Below are 17791 nucleotides of genomic sequence, written 5' to 3'. Positions count from 1 at the left end.
TCCCGGCCTCGCGCCGCGCCGACGGCAGCGTTTTGCCTCGCGACCCCCTCGCGCCGGTATGACCCGGCGCCTGCTGCTCGGCTGTAGCGCGGTCGGGAACGCGCTCGTCGAACACGCCCGCGACGAGCGCGGCGGGCGCGACGACCTCGTGGCGATCACGGACGACACCGGCTGGGTGTCGACGCTGCGCGACCGCAACGTCGCGACCGTCGAGGCCGACCCGACCGACCCGGGGACGTACCCGGACTCGGCAGCCGTCGTGCTGGTCGCGAGCGACGACGCCGAACGCAACGTCGCCGCCGCCCGCGCGGCCCGAGAGCGGTACCCTGCGGCGCTGATCGTCGCGCACCTCGGGACGGCGCCGACCGACGAGCAGCGGGCGGCGGTCGAGGCGGTGGCCGACCGCGTGGTCGACCCGGTCGAGGCGGTCGCCGGTCGCGTCTTCGAGGCGGTCGGCCTCGACGGCGGCCGCGGCGCCGACGCCGACGCGGAGTTCGCCCACGCCGCCGACGACGAGAAGCCGGCCCGCCTGCTCTCGGCGCTCCGTGGGCTCTCGGGGCCGCTGCTGGTCGTCGCGCACGACAACCCCGACCCGGACGCCATCGCGAGCGCGCTCGGGTTGGCGCGGATCGCGGCGTCGATCGGCGTCGACGCGGACGCCTGCTACGGCGGCGAGATCGCCCATCAGGAGAACCGCGCGCTGGTGAACCTCCTCGACATCGGGCTGCGGCCGTTCGACGAGGTCGACCTCGACGCGTACGGCGGCGTCGCCCTGGTCGACCACTCCCGCGCGGGGATCAACGACAGCCTCCCAGAGGGCCACCCGGTCGACGTCGTGATCGACCACCACCCGCCGCGGGGGCCGGTCGCGGGGTCGTTCGTCGACATCCGTCCCGCCGTCGGCGCGACGAGCACGCTCATCTCCGAGTACCTCTCGCGGTACGGGATCGCGCCGGAGCGGGACCTCGCCACGGCGCTTCTGTACGGCATCCGGATCGACACGAAGGACTTCACGCGCGCGACCGCCATCGACGACTTCGAGGCGGCGGCCGCGCTGCTCGCGCACGCCGACGAGTCGACGCTCGAACGCGTCGAGAGCCCGAGCGTGAGTCCCGAGACGCTGCGCGTCCTCGCGGCCGCCATCGAGAACCGCGACGTCCGCGGGCCGGTGGCCGCCTCCTGCGTCGGCGAGATCACCGACCGCGACGCGCTCGCGCAGGCGGCGGAACGGCTCCTCGACCTGGAGGACGTGACGGTGACGTTCGTCTACGGCTACATGGACGGCGTGATCTACGGCTCCGCCCGCGCCCGCGGCGCCGACCTCGACGCCGGCGAGCTGCTGCGCGACGCGCTCGACCCCGTGGGCTCGGCCGGCGGCCACGCCTCGATGGCCGGCGCGCAGGTCCCGCTCGGCATCCTCTCGGAGGTCTCCGAGTCCGAGTCGCTGCCGGACGTCGTCGAGGCGTTCGTCGCCGGGCGGTTCTTCGAGGCGCTCGCCGACGCGCCCGCGCAGCCGACCGGGCTCCCGCCGGAGTTCCCGACGGACTGAGCCGAGGGCGTGCGAACCCCTCTCGCGGCGCCGTGCGAACCCCTCTCGCGGCGGCGCAAGACACTCCTCGCCGGCCGTCGATACCCTCTCCATCGACGCCATGTCCGACGGACTCTACGACGAGCGTCCCCGGCTGTACGACGCGATCCAGTCCGAGTGGGAGTACGACCGCGACGTCGCCTTCGTGTTCGACGCGCTCGCCGACCGCGGGGTCGACCCCGAGCGCCTGCTGGAGGTCGGCTGCGGCACCGGCGAGCACACCCGCCGGCTCGCGGCGCGCGGGCTCGACGTGACCGCGATAGACGTCCACGAGGGAATGCTGGGCGTCGCCCGCGAGAAGTGCGCCGGGGTCGACGGCGGCGTCGGTGACGGCGACGCCCCGGGAGCGGTCGAGTTCCGCTTGACGGGCCTTCCGGATCCGGACCTGGAAGACGCGGAGTCGTTCGACGCCGCGGTCGCGATCCGCGGCGTCGTGAACCACCTCGCGCCGGCCGACCTCGGCCCCGCGCTGGCCGGCCTCCGCGACCGGCTGCGGTCGGGCGGCGTCCTCGTCTTCGACAACTCTCCGCTGCCGCCAGAGGGGAACCGACCGGGGCTCGACGTCGGCCGCGACGCCGAGGGCGCGGTCGAGTACGTCCGCGTCGCGCACCACGTCGCGACCGGCGACGGTCGGCTCGACTGGCGCGCGGTGACGTTCACGCCGGACGGCGACCCGTTCGTCGACCGCCGCCCGATGACGCCGTTCACCGACGATCGGATCGCCGACGCCCTCGCCGCGGCCGGATTCGACGACGTCGACGTCGCCGAAGGGTACGGCCCCGGAGACGATCGGAGCGTGTTCGTCGCGGTCCGGTAGGACGCCGGCCGCGGTGTCGCCGTCGAGCGATTGGCACTGAGTGGCAGGCCGGTCGTGCGGAAATCGCGCAACGGTCGCAACGTACATACGACGCGCCGGCCAACTGTGGGACATGACTGACGACATCGTCGAACACCGTCGACTGATAATCGCCGGCACCGGTATCTCGGGGCTCTCGGCGGCGATCTACGCCGCGCGGTCGAACAACGACCCCCTGCTCATCGAGGGCGACGAGCCGGGCGGCCAGCTCACCCTGACGACCGACGTGGAGAACTACCCCGGCTTCCCCGAGGGGATCTCCGGGCCGGGCCTGATCAACGACATGAAAGAGCAGGCGAAGAAGTTCGGCGCCGAGGCCCGCAACGGCGTCATCGAGGACGTCTCGAAGCAGCCGGCCGGGCACTTCCGGGTCACGCTCTCCGACGGCGACGTGTACACCGCCGACGCCGTCATCGCCGCGTCGGGCGCCAGCGCCCGGACGCTCGGCGTCCCGGGCGAGGACGATCTGATGGGGTACGGCCTCTCGACGTGTGCCACCTGCGACGGCGCGTTCTTCCGCGACGAGGACATGCTCGTCGTCGGCGGCGGCGACGCCGCGATGGAGGAGGCGAACTTCCTGACGAAGTTCGCGGACACCGTCTACATCGCGCACCGCCGCGAGGAGTTCCGCGCCGAGGACGTGTGGATCGAGCGCGTGATGGACAAGGTCGACGACGGCGAGATCGAGCTGCTCCTCAACACCGAGCTCACGGAGATCCACGGCACCCCCGAGGACGGCATCGATCACGTCACGCTCGTCGAGCACCCCGAGGGCCACCCGACGGAGAAGCTCGACGACCCCGCGACCGCCGACGAGGTCGACGAGTACGCGTTCGACGTGGGCGCCGTCTTCTACGCCATCGGTCACACGCCGAACACCGACTTCCTCGAAGGGACCGGCATCGAGACCGACGACGACGGCTACCTGATCACCGAGGGCGGCCGCGGCGGCGGCCAGACGCGCACGGCCGTTGCGGGTCTCTTCGGCGCCGGCGACGTGGTCGACTTCCACTACCAGCAGGCGGCCACCGCGAGCGGCATGGGCGTGAAGGCCGCGCTCGACGCCGACGAGTACCTCTCCGAGCGCGAGCGCGCCGGCGAGCTGTACGAAGGCGAGGTCGACGCCGCGGCCGCGGACGACTGAAGCGCGGTCCGTCGGTTCCGACGCGTTCGATTCACCGTCTCGACGGCTCCGTCCACCCCCGTGACGCGATCGGTGACGCAAACTCCTCTTTGAGTCATACGCGGTACTATTTGCGCCTCTCCCGTCGTTCGAAACGTGATGAACAGACGCGGTCTGGTCGTCGTCGCCGCTGCGCTCGCGTTGTTCGTGACCGGTAGCGCCGTCGCCCTCGCCGGCCCCGTGTCGGGAGGGCCCGGCGGCCTCCTCGGCGGGGCGAGCGACCCGCCGGCGCTGCTCCACTTCGATACCGACGAGGTCCGCTGTCCCGACGAGTTCGCGGCCAACGGTTCGACCTCGGTGGTCGCCGGCGGTCCGAACACCGAGATAACGTACGCTCGAAACGTCTCCCTGCCGAGTTCCTCGCACGCGGTCGGCGGCCCGACGTTCGAACGGCTGAACGAGTCCGCCTACGTCCTCGACGTCCCGATCGAGGAGGCGGGGAACGCGTCGCGGTCGTGTTCGGGCGTCGTCCGCTACAACGGCACGATGCGGATTCCCGCGGGCGACGATCCGTGGACCCTGATCGTGAAACAGGACGGCGAGACGGTCACGACGCTGCGCGGCGACTCGGACTCCTCGCTCCTCGGCGGGTCGACGAGCGTGAGCGGAAGCGTTTCGGCGCCCGCACGGTCGGACAACTCCACGAACTCATCGGAGTGAGCCACGGTCGTGGCGAACACCACCACAGTCCCTGCCGTTCATTTATAAATAGATGACCGCAGATCGACGGTGAACGCCTCCAAAACCCCAGCCGCTCGGTGACACGTGGCTGCTGCCGGGGCGAACACCGCCAAAGCCCCAGCCGGGAGGCCGCCGGACGCTCGCTGCGCTCCTCAGTCGCTCACTCCGTTCGCTCCCTGCGGTGCTTATGTCGCCTCCGGCGGCCTCCCGGCTGCCCCTTTGCGTCCCGCCCCGCACAGCACCGCAACCTCACGCCTCCCCAGCCTCGCGGCTCCCTCCGCTTCGCTCCGGTCGCCGCGTCCCTCGCGCGTGCTCCTCACGTCCTTCGGACGCTCGGAGGCACGCGCCACCGCGGATCTATTTATAAATACTCACCGTGTTCGCCCGGTTTAGGACAGAATCTCCACCTCGTACCCCTCGGCTTCGAGCGCGTCGACGATGTCGGCGGCGTGTTCGGCGTCGTCGGTCTCCAGTTCCAGTTCGAGTTCGGCGGCGTTGACGGCCACGTCCCGCGAGGTGCGGTCGTGGTGGACCGCGTACACGTTCGCGCCGGTGCGCGCGACGATGCTGGAGACGCGCTCCAGTTCGCCGGGGCGGTCTTTTAAATCGATCGTGATCTTGAGGTACCGGCCCATCTGGACGAGCCCGCGCCGGATCACGGTGCCGAGGCGGTTGAGGTCGATGTTGCCGCCGCAGAGCGCGGCGACGATCGTCTCGCCGTCGTCGTACTCGAACGCGTCGGAGAGCACCGCGGCGAGCGCGACCGCGCCGGCGCCCTCGACGAGCGTCTTCGCGCGCTCCAAGAGCAGCGTGAGGGCCAGGGCGATCTCGCGGTCGTCGACGGTGACGACCTCGTCGACGTACTCCGCCATCACCTCCAGGGTCTCCTCGCCGACCGACCGCGTCGCGATCCCGTCGGCGATCGTGTCGACGCTGTCGATCTCCGTCACCTCTCCCGCCTCCAGCGACTTCGCGGCCGAGGCCGCGCCCTCCGCTTGGACGCCGACGACGCGCACGTCGGGGAGCTGCGCTTTGATCGCGACCGCGACCCCCGAGATCAGCCCGCCGCCGCCGATCGGGACGACGACGGTGTCGAGTTCGGGGCAGTCGTCGACGATCTCGAGGCCGAGCGTCCCCTGCCCGGCCATCACGACCGGGTCGTCGAACGCGTGGACGTAGGTGCGGTCCTCCTCCTGCTCCAGCCGGTGCGCGTACGCCTGCGCCTCGTCGTAGTCGACGCCCTCCAGGCGGACGCTCGCGCCGTACCCGCGGGTGGCCTTCACCTTCGAGACGGGCGCGAACTTCGGCATCACGACGGTGGCGTCGACCCCCGCGCGGCTGGCCGCCAGCGCCACGCCCTGCGCGTGGTTGCCGGCGCTCGCGGTGACGACGCCGGCCTCGCGCTCCGCGTCCGAGAGCGTCTGGATCCGGTTCATCGCGCCGCGGATCTTGAACGCGCCGGTGCGCTGGAAGTTCTCCAGCTTCAGGTGGAGGTCCGCGCCGCTCATCTCGGAGAAGGAGCGCGACCGCTCGAGCGGCGTGTGCCGGGCGACGCCCGAGACCCGCTCGCGCGCCTCGCGGATGTCGGCAAGACTGAGCATGCCACCTCGTCGCCGCGCCGGCCGCTAATCGGTTCCGGTCGACCCCGCGCGAGAACGGACGGCAAGCGGCCGCGCGTCGCGGCCGCGGCGCCGCGGTCGCCGCCCCGGCCGCCGCGCCGATCCGGGTCGACGGCCCGGCGGCTCACGGGTGATAAGGGGGGGAATGCACGCGTGTGACGTGCACCTGAAACGAGGCGACGGGAACACAAAAAGGTGAGGCTACCAGAGCGAAAGTGAAACCGCACGACTGCGGCGCCGTCATCGCTCCGTCAGACGGGATCTCGGGGGGTGAGCCGCACCCGCACGTCGCGCTCGTCGAGGACCGATCGAACCCGCTCGCCGAACGGGCCGGAGCCCGGCCACGTCGCGTCCGCGTCGAGCCGGTCGGGGTCGCCGACGTACACCGAGGCAGTGTCCGGGTGCTCGCTCGGGGCGTCGAGCGGCACGGTCTCGCGGACGTACAGGCCGCCGTCGACGTCCTCGTACGCGTCGAGCGCGTCGACCTCGTCCGTCCGGAGGAGCCGCCCAGCCGTCTCGCCGCCCGGCGCGAGCGTCGGGTACCGCCCCTCGACGAGCCGGAGCCCGTCGAGCGTCGCCGGGCCGACGAAGACGTACGAGCCGAGGACCGCGGCGACCCGCTCCGGCTCGGTCAGCGTGCCGTACACGAAGACGTCCATGGGGACCGTGCGTCGCTCGCGGGCTTCAACGTTCGGGCGCTCACCGTCCGATGCTGTCGGTCGGAGATGCGATCGGCCCCCTGCGACGCCGAGTGCCGGCGACGCCGACCGGCTCCGGTATATCAATACCGCGGGGGCTCGTCGAACGCGACGCATGGACTTCCCGCGGCTGCGGCGCGTCTGGAAGCGCGTGTTCTCGCTCGCGTGGCCCGTCATGGCCGAGCAGACGTTCCGCACCGCGATGCGGACGACCGACATCCTCGTCACCGCGCTGTTCTCGCCGGCCGCGGTCGTCGCCATCGGCCTCGCGGACCTGTACGCCCGGTTCCCGCTGCGGATCGGGCTCGGCCTCGGCGGCGGCGCCATCGCGCTCTCCTCGCAGGACACCGGCGCCGGCGCCGCGGAGAACCGCGACGAGGCGGTGACGCAGGCGATCCTGCTCGGCGCGCTCGCGGGGATCCCGTTCGTCCTCTTCGGGTTCCTCTTCGGCGAGCTCGCGATCGACGTGTTCGGTCGGCTCGTCGGCGAGCGGACCTCGCCCGCGGTCGTCGACCTCGGCTCGACGTACCTCGCGATCGTGTTCGCGACCGCCCCCGCCCGCCACGTCGCCCTGGTCGGCGCCCGCGCGCTCCAAGGGACCGGCGACACCCGGACGCCGATGTACGTCAACATCGCCGCAAACTCCGTCAACATCGCGGGGTCGGTCGTCCTCGGCCTGGGCCTGTTCGGCCTCCCGCGGCTGGAGGTCGTCGGCGTCGGCCTCGCCACCGCGGGCGCCAACGTGCTCACGGCCGGGCTGCTCTGTTTCGCAATCTGGGGCTCGTGGACCGACGCGGACTTCGCGCGGCCGCGCGACCTCACTGTCGCGAAACAGCTCCTCGTCGTGAGCGCCCCCCGCGTGCTGGAGGGGTTCGGCTCCGAGATCGCGGAGTTCCCGTTCAACGCCCTGCTGCTCGGCTTCGGCGAGACGGTCAACGCCGGCTTCCAGATCGGCCGCCGCGTCTACCAGCAGGTGACCGGGCCGCTCTCGCGCGGCTACAACGTCGCGGCGTCGATCCTCGTCGGGCAGGCGCTCGGCGAGGGCGACCCCGAGGGCGCGCGGTTCAACGGGTGGGCCGTCGCGAGCCTCGGCGTGCTCACGGTCGGCGCGATCGGGCTCGGACTCGTCGTCGCCGCCCCGCGGATCGTCCCGGTGTTCACCGACGACGCGGCGACGGTCGCGTCCGCGGTCGACTTCGCGCGGGTGTACGGCGTCGCGGGCGCAGCCCTCGCCTGCTTCTCCGCGCTCTCCGGCTCGCTCCAGGGCGCCAGCGAGACGCGGATCCCCCTCGTCGCGCGCGTCTCGGGCATGTTCGGCCTCTTCTTGGGGCTCTCGTGGCTGCTCGGGCGCACCGCGGGGTTCGGTCCCGAAGGCGCGTACGTCGGCGTGTCCGCCGCCTACGTCTGGATGGCGCTCGTCGTCGCCGCCGGCTTCCGCTACACGGACTGGGCGAGCCGCGCCGCGGACATGATGGACGCGCGCGGGTCCGGGCCCGGCGCCGAGTCCGACGCGGCGTCCGGCGACGGCTCGCCCGCGGACGACTCGCCGTGACGCGGCGCGGACGGCGCGGGGAGAAGAACAATGATACGGCCGGCGTCCGTCACCGGCGTATGTCGAACGAGACGCTGTACGAACGCCTCGGCGGCGAACCGGCGATCGGCGCGATCGTCAGCGAGTTCTACGACCGGGTGCTCGCCGACGACCGGGTGAACCACTACTTCGACGACGTGGACATGGCCGACCAGCGCTCGCACCAGACGAAGTTCCTGAGCGCCGTCACCGGCGGCCCGATCCGGTACGAGGGCGAGGAGATGGCGACCGCACACGAGGAGCTGGGGATCACCGACGCGGAGTTCGAGATCGTCGCGACCCACCTCGACGACGCGCTGCGCGAGTTCGACGTCGGGGACGCCGACCGCGAGGCCGTCATGGAGGCGGTCTCCGGGTTCGAGGGGGACGTCGTCGGCCCGCCAGCGGACGAGTAGCGCGACCCGCCAGCGGACGAGTGACCGCCGGTCAGGGCTCGCCGCCGAGCGACTCCTGCTCGGAGCCCGCGTCGCCGCGGAGCCGCCGCCGGCGCTTGTCGTAGGCGGCCTCAAGCTTCGCGTTCGTCGCCCGGGAGACGAGGTAACAGTCGGCGTCGCCGTCGTCGCGGGGGTGCGCGCTCGCGACCCAGACGTGGCCGTCGCCGGCCGAGAGGTCGTCCGCCCAGCGCTCGGCGGCCGCGCGGCTCTCGAACGCGTGGCGGGTCCCGTCCTCGAAGACGAGTTTGCCCACCTTCGCGTTCCGCTTGCGCGCGGACGGTTTGATCGCGACGACGACGCTCACACCCCGAGGTCGGACGCCATCAGGTAAAAACCTCGTCAGACGCGGCGCGCACGGCCGCCGCTCAGTCGTCGGCGACGGCGCCCGGCTCGGCGTCCGCGGCGTCCGCTTCCGCGGCCAGCAGGCGGTCGAGCCCGTCGACCATCCCGACGACGCTCGCGCGGGTGATGTCCGCGTCCGACGCCGAGACGCTCACCGAGCGGTCGCCGCGCGAGAGGTCGACCTCGACGGTGACGACCGCGTCGGTGCCGCCCGTGATGGCGTCGACGTGGTAGGAGTCGAGCTCGAAGGCGACGCCGTCGCGTTCGTCGTCGCTCCCGCGCTCGCCGTCCCCGCCGCCCGCCAGCGCCGTGCGGACCGCCTCAAGCCCCGCGTCGACCGGGCCGGCGCCCGTGCCGGAGGCGACGCGCTCGTCGTCGCCGACGCGGAGCCGCACCGAGGCGGTCGGGAGGTTTCCCCCGGAGGTCGCCGAGAGGTCGACGAGCTCGACGTGTCGCTCGCGCTCGCGCCCGCGAACGTCGTCGGCGATCGCCAGCAGGTCGGCGTCCGTGACGCGCTTGCCGCGCTCGCCGAGCTCCTTCACGCGGGCGACGACCTCGCGCAGCTCGTCGTCGTCGACCGCCACGTCGTGCTCGGCGAGCGCGGCCTTCACGCCGGCGCGGCCCGCGTGCTTCCCGAGGACGAGCCGGCGCTCGCGCCCGACCGTCTCCGGCGGGTACGGCTCGTACATCGTCCCGTCCTTCAGCGTGCCGTCGGTGTGGATCCCGGACTCGTGGGCGAAGGCGTTGGCGCCGCAGACGGCCTTGTTCGGCGGGAGCGCGACGCCGGTCGCCTCCGAGACCGTCCGGCAGAGCCGGTAGAGCCGTTCGAGCTCGACGGTGTCGACGTCGTACGACTCGCCGAGCGCGATCGCGACCTCTTCGAGGGCGACGTTGCCCGCGCGCTCGCCGACGCCGAGGACGGTGCCGTGGACGGTGTCGGCGCCCGCCGCCAGCCCCGCGTGGACGTTCGTCAGCCCGAACCCGAGGTCGTCGTGGGTGTGGAGGCTCGTCGGACCGCGGTCGGCGAGCCGCGAGACGACTTCGGCGGTGCGCTCGGGGTCGGCCGCGCCGACCGTGTCGCAGTAGCAGATCCGGTCCGCGCCGGCGTCGAGGCCGGCGCCGAGCAGGCGTTCGAGGTAGTCGAGGTCGGCCCGCGAGCCGTCCTCGCCGAGCACCTCCACCCACAGGCCGTGCTCTTTGGCGTACTCGACGAGTTCGACCGTCGTCTCGACGACCTCGTCGCGGGTCGACCCCACCTTCGTCTCGACGTGCTTGTCGGAGGCGGGGACGACGAGGTTCACGCCGTCGACGCCGCAGTCGAGCGCGTGGTCGACGTCGCGTTTCACGCCGCGGGCGAAGCTCGTCACGGTCGCGTCCAGTCCCTCGTCGGCGACGCGGCGGATCGCCTCGCGTTCGCCCTCCGAGGTGCACGCCGAGCCGGCCTCGACCAGGTGGACGCCGGCGGCGTCGAGCTCGCGGGCGACGTCGACCTTCTCGCCGGGCGTCAGGGAGACGCCGGGCATCTGTTCGCCGTCGCGTAAGGTTGTGTCCAGCAGCTGTACCTCGTCGAGGTCGGTGAGTGGTGTTCGGGTCAAAAGGGAGTCCGTCGGCTCTGCGGTGGTCTCGGGGTCGGTGCCGCCGCGGGGCGGTCGTGCCCCGGAGTCGTTATCGTCGGAGAATTTCGCGGCCAGCCGCCGCGAGGCGACTTCCTCTATCCTCCGAACGATCGCGAGTGTCTCGCGTCATTCGTACCCGTGCGAACGATGTACACACGTATAAACTGCCGGGTCGCGTCAGGTTTGGCCGAGCGATCCTCGCTGTGACCCGGGTTTCGTCGAGGGATCCTCGATGCGACCGCCGGTAGCGTTAGGGGGGTCCCCTGCGACCGACCCCGCATGGAGCGAGCCGCGATCGACGACGTCGACGTCGTCACGAACCCGATGGGCGTTCACGACATCCGAAAGCCGGTCTCGCGCGCGCTCGGCGCCGACCACGTCGCGATGAACTACTTCGAGCTCGCGCCCGGCGACGGCTTCTCCGGCGGTCTCCACACTCACGGCGACCAGGAGGAGATATTCTACGTGCGCTCGGGCACCGCCACGTTCGAGGTCGGGCGCGAGCGCGAGCGCGTCGAGGTCGGCCCCGACGAGGCGATCCGATTCGCGCCCGGCGAGTTCCAGTCCGGGTTCGTGGCCGAGGACGCCGACGAGGAGGTGGTCGCGTGGGCGATCGGCGCGCCGGGCGCGCGCCACGACTGGGACCAGATCGAGTCGATCGTCGAGTGCCGCGACTGCGGCGAAGACCGGGTCCACGACACGGAACTCACCGACGAGGGCCGGTTCCGGTTCACCTGTACCGAGTGCGGGACCTCCTTTTCGCCCTGATCGCGGCCCGCGGGGCGGTGTCGACCGCCGCGCGCCGCGTCACCCCAGCAGCGACCGCAGCGACCGCCGCCGGGTGCCGCACTCGGCCGCGTAGTCGCAGGCGTTACACCGGTCGTCGTCGACGCGCGGCGGCGGGCCGTCGATCGCCCGCGCCGCGCGGAGCGCCTCGCGGTACGCGGCCTTCTTCCGCAGCGTCAGTCGGACTTCGCGTACGACCCCGACCGCGGGGTACTCGACCAGCGCGCGCTCGATCTCGCGTTCGCGCTCCCACGCCAGCGCCTTCGCGAGCCCGACCGCGCGCACCGCCTGCGGCTCCCACACGCCGTTCTCCGGCGGCTCGCCCGACGAGACCAGCGTCGGAATCGGCGGTGGCGACGGTTCCGTCTCGTCCGGGTCGTCGGGCTCTCCGCTCGGTTCCAGCACCTTGTGAACGGTGCCGTGGCAGTCCTTGCCCGAGAGGAACCCGCGCTCGCTCGCGGGGTCGACGAGGGAGTCGTACGCCTCGCGCTCGCGGAGTCGGTCCAGATTCCGGCGGTACGCGGCCGGGGACCGATGGAGCGGCAGTTGCCGCAACACCCGCTCCGGCGCGTCGACCAGTTCGTCGTACCGGAACGCGAGGTCGATTCGCTCGCGCGCCTTCGGCGGGACGCTCCGCTCGTCGTCGCGCCGGACGTAGTAGAGCTGTCGGGGGCAGTACGCCGCGCGGGCCAGGTCGCTGAACGGAACGAGGGTCACGAGACGGGCTGGCCGCGGCTTCACTTATAAATAGAACCGCGGTGGCGCGTGCCTCCGAGCGCCCACCGGGCGCGAGGAGCACGCGCGAGGGAGTCAGTCGCCGGAGCGAAGCGGAGGCGACTGACGAGGCTGGGGNAGGAGCACGCGCGAGGGAGTCAGTCGCCGGAGCGAAGCGGAGGCGACTGACGAGGCTGGGGAGGCGTGAGGTGCGGCTGCTGTGCGGTGGGGCGGGACTCAAAGGGGCAGCCGCGAGGAGCCCGTAGGCGACGCAAGCACCGCAGGAACGAGCGAAGCGAGTGACGAGGAGCGCAGCGAGCGTACGGGCTCCTCGCGGCTGGGGCTTTGGAGGTGTTCGCCGTCGATTCGAAGTCAGTCATTTATAAGCGAGCGGTTGGGGCTTCGGAACCGCTCATCCCCGCCTCTGCTGTTACTTATAAAGAAACGTCCGTCTCGATGTCCTCGGTCGCTTCGCGGAGGCCGTCCTCGCGGGCGTCGCTCGCGAGCGACCCCTCGATGTCGGCGTCGGTGAGCAGGTCGCGGAACGCGTCGCGGAAGCGGTCGTTCGCACGCGTGGAGGCGATGTCCGTCCGCGCGACGGCGGCGTACCGGGCGACCGTGTCGGGCTGTGCGTCCAACTCCTCGGCGCACTCGACGATGGAGTTCCCGGCCGCGGTGAGCCGCTTCAGGTCGGCGTACTCGAACGCGGGATCGGAGTCGCCGCCGCCCGCGTCGACCTCCCGGTCCGACTCGCGCACGAGGTGGAGGTCGAAGCGCGCCTTCCGGACGGTTTCGGCGTCGACGTCCGCGGGATCGACGTCGCTGTCGCCGTCCGTGTCGGGCAGCGCGTCGCGGATCGCCGCCGCGATCGCCGCGTCGTCCGCGTCGTCGAACCGGCCGCGGGCGACCAGCGCGTAGGCGGCGTCGTCGAGCGGCGTCGAGAAGCCGTACCGTTCGCGCATCGCGGCGACGAGGTCGCGGACCCCCTCGCTGGCGTCGTCGCGATTGACGAGGGTCCCCCGCTCCGCCTCCTGGCGTTCGGTGACCGTCTCCGAGCCGGTGGCGTCGACGAACAGGTCGCGGAGTTCGGCGGTCTTCTCGTCCATGGGGTTCGAACTACGGGGGCAGGGTGGAAAAGCCTCGTGTCGGCGCCGCGTCCGCTCGGGCGGCGGCGCGCCGCTCGCTCGGCCTTCGAGCAGCCTCACACCAGCCCGCCGACCGTGAACACCACGTAACAGCACGCCACCAGCGCGCCCGAGTGGAGCAAGGCCGCATATCGCCCCCGCGCCGCGGTGCCAGCGAACCACCCGGACGCCAGCACCGTCGCCTGCGTGACGACGTACAGCCGGAAGCGTTCCAACTCGGGATACACCCCCTCCGGCTCCGTCACCGCCTCCGACGCGGCGGCGATCTCCGCGAGCCGCGCGGCGTCGACCACCTGCGTGTTCACGACCGCGACGACCCCGGCGACGAGGACCGCCGCGGCCCAGCCGACCGCGATGTACGGCTGCATCGACGAGCGGAGCGCGCGCTGCTCGCTGTACAGCCGCCCGACCTCGATCCGGAGCGTCTCGAACACCGCGTCGGCGTCGCCGCCGGCGTCGAGGGCGCCCGTGACGAGCCCGAGCGTCCGCGCCGCCAGCGGGGTGTCCACGCGGTCGACGAACCGCTCGATGGCGGCGCCGCGGACGTCGACCGCTGTCGCCTCGTCGGCGGAGTCGCCCGCGGTTCCGTCCGGCCCCTCCGGTGCCGTCGTCGAGCGCAGCGCGAACGCGAGATCCGCCACGTCGTCGTCGAGGACGCCGAGATCGGCGTCGCGCGCGACCGCCGCGACCGCGGCCTCGAGCGGGCGCCCCTGCGCGACGTGGCCCGAGACGGCGTGGACGAAGTCGGCCAGCTCGCGGTCCTTCGCGTCGTCGATCCGGGTGCGCCGCGCGGCGACGAGCCCGACCGGCACCGCGAAGGCGGCGTACCCGACGAGGACGACGTTGACGAGCGTGTAGCCCGCCAGCGCGAGCCACGCCGCGAGCGCGACGGCCGGGACGACGGCGACGACCGCCGTGCTCGCGGGGTTCCGCGCGGCGGTCGCGAGTATCGCCCGCGGGCCCGCCGGCAGCTCGTAGCTCGCGCGCTGGCTCGGCGGGCGGAGCGTGCCGACCGCGACCGCCGCCGCGAGGCCGAAGGCGACGAGGAACGCGACGGCGCCGTACAGCACTACCGCCCGCGTTGGCACCACGCCGACCGGCGTCTCGACGGGCGGGAGCAGCTCCGGGATCACGACCGACAGCGCGGTCGCGCCGATGACGAGCAGCGCCGGCAACACCAGCACCGCGACGAACAGCTCCGTGAGCAGTTCGAGGAACCGCCGCGCGCGCTTCCGGGCGCGGTCCTGCCGATGGGATAACATTCGGCGCTCGGTGGCGAGGAACTCGGAGAGCGCCTCGTCGCCGGTCGCCGCGTGCTTGCGGAACTTCAGGAGGAACGGCGCGAGCAGCTCCCGCGACGGCGTGTCCCGCGCGACCCGCCGGAGCCCCTCGTCGAGGCTCCCGGCCAGCCGGGCGGCGTTGAGCGCCTTCCGCAGCGAGGTGGCGGTGGCGCCGTACGCGTCGCCGGCGGCTGCCTTCCGGAGCATCGCCCGCGGCCCGTCGCTCCCCGAGGAGAGCAGGTCGAGGTACCGGACCGTTCCGGGGAGGGTGCGCTCGATGTCCGTCCGCCGCGTCGCGGCGACCCAACGGAGGCCGAGCCCGGCGGCCGCCACGGTCGCGCGCTTCGCGAGGAGCGCGACCGCGACCGCGACGAGCAGCGCCGCGCGGGCCGTCCGGAGCGGCCCCACGGAGTCCGGCGTCGGCGCGGGCGCCGCGGTCGACCCGGCCGAGAGCAGCGCCGCCCCGAACCGCGCCTCGACCGCGGCCGCGACCGCCGGCGCGGCGCCCGTCGCGACCACCAGCGCGGGGAAGAAGGCGGCGGCCGCGACGATCCACGAGAGGCCGTACGCCCGCGCGAGGTACGTCTCGAACCCGGTGTCGAGCGCGGTGCCGCGGTACCGCTTCCGGTCGGCGTCGTGTCGCCGGTCGCTCGCGTGGCGCGCGAACAGCGCGTAGCAGACGCGGTCGACGACCGCGAACCGGCCGCCCGTCGCGAGCGCGTCGTCCGCGGACCTGTCCTCGGTGTCACGGTTCCCGGCGACCGCGTCGGTCGCGCGGCGCCGGCTCACGGCCGCCCCCGTTCGGACGAGTCGTCCCGGTCTCCGTCACCGTCGCGGTCCATCGTCCGGGCGGCGCGCTCGACGGTCGCCGCCTCGTCGGTGCGCAGGTCGGCGAGGAACTCGAACAGCGCCTCGGGGTCGTCGACGCCGTCGCGCACGAGGTACTCCACGTACCGCCGCTTCGACGCGAACTCGGCGGCGACCGCCTCGCGGTCGCGGTCGGTCCGGTTCGCGATCCGGTCGAAGACGCGGAACCGCGGCCCGCCGCGGCCGTCGCCCGGTACGTCGCCCGCCCCGGCCGCGCCCGCCCTCCCCACCCCGCCGTCCGCGTCCCCGCCCGGCGCGCCGGGGAACCGGAACGTCCCGTCGCCGTCGCGCCAGGCGACCGTGTTGAAGCGGACCGACTCGCCGCCGGCCTCGACGACGCCCGCGCCGCCGCGCTTCGGGTCGCCGGTCGGGCTCCGCGTCGCCTCCGGGTCGAGCCCGTCGTAGGCGGCCTCGGAGAGGGGTTCGATCGCCCGGGAGACGTATCGTTCCCCGTCGACCTGCCGGGGGAAGACGACGAGGTCGACCTCGCGCAGCAGGCGCGCCGGGAGGTCCCGCTCGCGCAGGCGGTTGGCGAGCGCCTCGACGTCCTCGGCGTGCGTCGTGCCGATCACGCCGTGGCCGGTGTTGAGGCTCTCGGCGAACGTCTCGAAGCTCTCGGGGGTGTTGATCTCGGCGATCACCTCGACGTCGGGGTTCAGGTAATTCGCCTCGGTCATCAGCTCCGCCATCCCCACCGTCTTGTAGGCGTCCTCGTGGTCGCGGGTGGTGAGCGAGACGCCCGTCTCGTGGGGGAGCCGGACCTCACGGGACCCCTCGTCGACGGAGATCGGGCGAGCGTCGAAGGGGATGAAGGGCGCGTGGGCGTTGAGCAGCGTCGTCTTCCCGACGCCGGTCGGGCCGGCGAAGAGGACGACCCCGCGGTGCTCGTACAACAGCCACAGAAGGGTCACCAGCTCGACCGACAGCGTCCCCCGATCTATCAGGTCGACCGGGGTGAGCGCGTCCGCGCGCTGCTTCCGGATCGAGACGTGCGGGCCGCCCTCGGAGATGACGGGCAGCGCCACCGCACACCGGATCGTCTGCGGCACGCCGTCGAGCTCGAGGTTCACCTTCGCGGAGGGCGTCGAGGCGTTCAGCTCCGTGCCGTCGCGGGCGGCGATCCCCGTGACCACGTCGACGAACGTCGTCTCGTCCTCGAACGCGAGGTTCGTCGGGACGCGGGCGCCGGCTTCGGGGGCCGCCTCGTCGTCTCCGTCGAACCCCCCCGCCTCGCCCGGTCCGCCCGCCGCGCCCGAGAGGACGGAGGCGCGGGGGACGACCTTCACGCGCTCGCCGACGCGGTTCGCCTCCACGTCCTCCAGGTGCGGGTCGCGGATCGGCACCGTGAGGATGCCCTCGCCGACGAAGTCGCGTAACACGTAGTACGCGAGGTCGTCGAGCCGGTCGCGGGCGAACCGCGAGTCGACGGGGGGCGCGGCGAGCCCCCGGTCCGCGAGCGCGGCCCGCGCCCGGTGGAGCGCGGCGTCGAGCCACGCGCGGGTGTTGCGCGCGGTGAGCCGCCGCGAGAGGAACCGCCGGGCGCGGGCGGCGACGAACGACTCGCGGTCCTCGATCACGTCGCTCACGGTCGTCTCCCAGATCCGCGACTTGCACTCCTCGATGAGTTCCTCGTCGCCCGGGAGGAGGTCCGGCTCCAGCACGGCGTACTTCGTCTCGAACGCGTCGGAGCCGAGCAGCCGCTCGCGGTAGACGACGACCTCGACCGGGATGCCGGCGAACTCGACGGCGTACTGCGCGAGCCGCTCGGCGGCCACGCGCTCCACGTAGTCCGCGTCGGCGTCGATCCCGGTCTCCAGCGGCGCGAACGTCTCGGTGTGGACCACCAGCTCGCGGTCGTCGCCGACGTCCGCGACCTCGATCCGGTCGTCGAGGGCGACCGGCGTGAGCTCGCCGAGCAGCCGGAACTCCCGCAGCGCGTGGTAGTCGATCCGCCGCCGCGCCGCCGCGCTCGCGTCGACCAGCCGGTCGATAGCCGTCGCGTACTTCGGCTCGAACCCGCGCTCGGCGCGCTCGACGACGCCGACCCGGGTGAGCGGGCGGCGGTGTCGCACGGCGGAGAAGCGGTCGCGGACCCGGTCGAGCGCGCGCTCGTCGGCGGGCGACAGCGGCGGCTCGCGGACGTCGTAGCCGAACCGCCCGCCGTCGCGCTCGCGGACGGTCGCCACCACGCCCGGCGCCGCCTCGTACTGCGCCCGGACGTCCGGCGCGTACCACGCCTCCGGGTCGCCCGGCGGCACCGGCGCGGGGACCGCGCCGCCCGGGTCGTCGTCGGGCTCGTCGACGATCCGGAGAGTCGCGCCGTCGCTCACGGTTCGAACACCCGTTTCGCCGGTCGATCCGTCGCCCCGCTCGCGTCGCCGCACCGTGTCA

General features: G+C 73.0%; 15 protein-coding genes. 7 read left to right on the top strand and 8 right to left on the bottom strand.

Going from position 1 to position 17791, the window contains the following annotated elements; all coding sequences use genetic code 11:
• Positions 1-58: 58 nt before the first annotated feature.
• The 4 genes from C470_RS07355 to C470_RS07340 all read left to right on the top strand — a co-directional run bounded on the left by C470_RS07355 (position 59) and on the right by C470_RS07340 (position 4287).
• Entirely contained in the window at positions 59-1549 is a 1491-nt protein-coding gene (locus C470_RS07355) for a DHH family phosphoesterase (RefSeq protein WP_008366347.1), read from the top strand.
• 100 nt (positions 1550-1649) lie between these two features.
• Positions 1650-2405: a class I SAM-dependent methyltransferase gene (locus tag C470_RS07350; RefSeq protein ID WP_008366345.1), complete on the top strand. Its 756-nt coding sequence runs from the start codon at positions 1650-1652 to the stop codon at positions 2403-2405.
• 112 nt (positions 2406-2517) lie between these two features.
• Positions 2518-3588, top strand: a complete 1071-nt coding sequence (locus C470_RS07345) for an NAD(P)/FAD-dependent oxidoreductase (RefSeq protein WP_008366343.1) — start codon at positions 2518-2520, stop codon at positions 3586-3588.
• 138 nt (positions 3589-3726) lie between these two features.
• Positions 3727-4287, top strand: coding sequence for a hypothetical protein (locus C470_RS07340; protein WP_007995107.1), 561 nt, complete (start codon positions 3727-3729; stop codon positions 4285-4287).
• Positions 4288-4697: 410 nt separating this feature from the next.
• Here C470_RS07340 and ilvA read toward each other — a convergent pair whose 3' ends face one another.
• A complete protein-coding gene (gene ilvA / locus C470_RS07335) occupies positions 4698-5909 on the bottom strand; it encodes a threonine ammonia-lyase (protein ID WP_008366340.1) in 1212 nt (403 codons plus the stop codon).
• 269 nt (positions 5910-6178) lie between these two features.
• On the bottom strand, positions 6179-6586 hold the full coding sequence (locus C470_RS07330; RefSeq protein WP_004598807.1) for a gamma-glutamylcyclotransferase family protein: 408 nt from the start codon (positions 6584-6586) through the stop codon (positions 6179-6181).
• 154 nt (positions 6587-6740) lie between these two features.
• On the opposite strand from C470_RS07330, the gene C470_RS07325 reads away from it, so the two are divergent.
• Together C470_RS07325 and C470_RS07320 are read left to right on the top strand one after the other, a co-directional pair.
• Entirely contained in the window at positions 6741-8177 is a 1437-nt protein-coding gene (locus C470_RS07325) for an MATE family efflux transporter (protein WP_008366338.1), read from the top strand.
• Between the two features lie 59 nt (positions 8178-8236).
• Positions 8237-8611, top strand: a complete 375-nt coding sequence (locus tag C470_RS07320) for a group I truncated hemoglobin (protein WP_008366336.1) — start codon at positions 8237-8239, stop codon at positions 8609-8611.
• Positions 8612-8642: 31 nt separating this feature from the next.
• Here C470_RS07320 and C470_RS07315 read toward each other — a convergent pair whose 3' ends face one another.
• Both C470_RS07315 and C470_RS07310 read right to left on the bottom strand, forming a co-directional pair.
• Positions 8643-8954, bottom strand: a complete 312-nt coding sequence (locus C470_RS07315; RefSeq protein ID WP_004598810.1) for a hypothetical protein — start codon at positions 8952-8954, stop codon at positions 8643-8645.
• Between the two features lie 61 nt (positions 8955-9015).
• On the bottom strand, positions 9016-10587 hold the full coding sequence (locus C470_RS07310; RefSeq protein ID WP_008366334.1) for an alpha-isopropylmalate synthase regulatory domain-containing protein: 1572 nt from the start codon (positions 10585-10587) through the stop codon (positions 9016-9018).
• 300 nt (positions 10588-10887) lie between these two features.
• Here C470_RS07310 and C470_RS07305 point away from each other — a divergent pair, with 300 nt between their 5' ends.
• Positions 10888-11376: a cupin domain-containing protein gene (locus C470_RS07305; protein ID WP_008366332.1), complete on the top strand. Its 489-nt coding sequence runs from the start codon at positions 10888-10890 to the stop codon at positions 11374-11376.
• A 39-nt stretch (positions 11377-11415) separates the two neighbouring features.
• On the opposite strand, the gene C470_RS07300 is transcribed toward C470_RS07305, so the two are convergent.
• The 4 genes from C470_RS07300 to C470_RS07285 all read right to left on the bottom strand — a co-directional run bounded on the left by C470_RS07300 (position 11416) and on the right by C470_RS07285 (position 17730).
• Positions 11416-12111: a CRISPR-associated protein Cas4 gene (locus C470_RS07300; protein ID WP_008366330.1), complete on the bottom strand. Its 696-nt coding sequence runs from the start codon at positions 12109-12111 to the stop codon at positions 11416-11418.
• A 431-nt stretch (positions 12112-12542) separates the two neighbouring features.
• Positions 12543-13214: a hypothetical protein gene (locus tag C470_RS07295; protein ID WP_008366329.1), complete on the bottom strand. Its 672-nt coding sequence runs from the start codon at positions 13212-13214 to the stop codon at positions 12543-12545.
• Positions 13215-13309: 95 nt separating this feature from the next.
• Positions 13310-15322: a type II secretion system F family protein gene (locus C470_RS07290; protein ID WP_008366327.1), complete on the bottom strand. Its 2013-nt coding sequence runs from the start codon at positions 15320-15322 to the stop codon at positions 13310-13312.
• A complete protein-coding gene (locus tag C470_RS07285; protein ID WP_008366325.1) occupies positions 15319-17730 on the bottom strand; it encodes a type II/IV secretion system ATPase subunit in 2412 nt (803 codons plus the stop codon). Before C470_RS07285 ends, C470_RS07290 begins: the two co-directional genes overlap by 4 nt.
• Positions 17731-17791: the final 61 nt, after the last annotated feature.

Origin of the sequence: Halorubrum distributum JCM 13561, from assembly GCF_000337395.1 — an archaeon.
GTDB classification, from domain to species: Archaea; Halobacteriota; Halobacteria; order Halobacteriales; family Haloferacaceae; genus Halorubrum; species Halorubrum distributum.
This window is presented reverse-complemented; position numbering and strand designations above follow the sequence as displayed.

Coding starts and splice junctions, on each gene's coding strand:
- C470_RS07355 (WP_008366347.1), top strand. CDS start 59: ATGACCCGGCGCCTGCTGCTCGGCTGTAGCGCGGTCGGGAACGCGCTC.
- C470_RS07350 (WP_008366345.1), top strand. CDS start 1,650: ATGTCCGACGGACTCTACGACGAGCGTCCCCGGCTGTACGACGCGATC.
- C470_RS07345 (WP_008366343.1), top strand. CDS start 2,518: ATGACTGACGACATCGTCGAACACCGTCGACTGATAATCGCCGGCACC.
- C470_RS07340 (WP_007995107.1), top strand. CDS start 3,727: ATGAACAGACGCGGTCTGGTCGTCGTCGCCGCTGCGCTCGCGTTGTTC.
- ilvA (WP_008366340.1), bottom strand. CDS start 5,909: ATGCTCAGTCTTGCCGACATCCGCGAGGCGCGCGAGCGGGTCTCGGGC.
- C470_RS07330 (WP_004598807.1), bottom strand. CDS start 6,586: ATGGACGTCTTCGTGTACGGCACGCTGACCGAGCCGGAGCGGGTCGCC.
- C470_RS07325 (WP_008366338.1), top strand. CDS start 6,741: ATGGACTTCCCGCGGCTGCGGCGCGTCTGGAAGCGCGTGTTCTCGCTC.
- C470_RS07320 (WP_008366336.1), top strand. CDS start 8,237: ATGTCGAACGAGACGCTGTACGAACGCCTCGGCGGCGAACCGGCGATC.
- C470_RS07305 (WP_008366332.1), top strand. CDS start 10,888: ATGGAGCGAGCCGCGATCGACGACGTCGACGTCGTCACGAACCCGATG.
- C470_RS07295 (WP_008366329.1), bottom strand. CDS start 13,214: ATGGACGAGAAGACCGCCGAACTCCGCGACCTGTTCGTCGACGCCACC.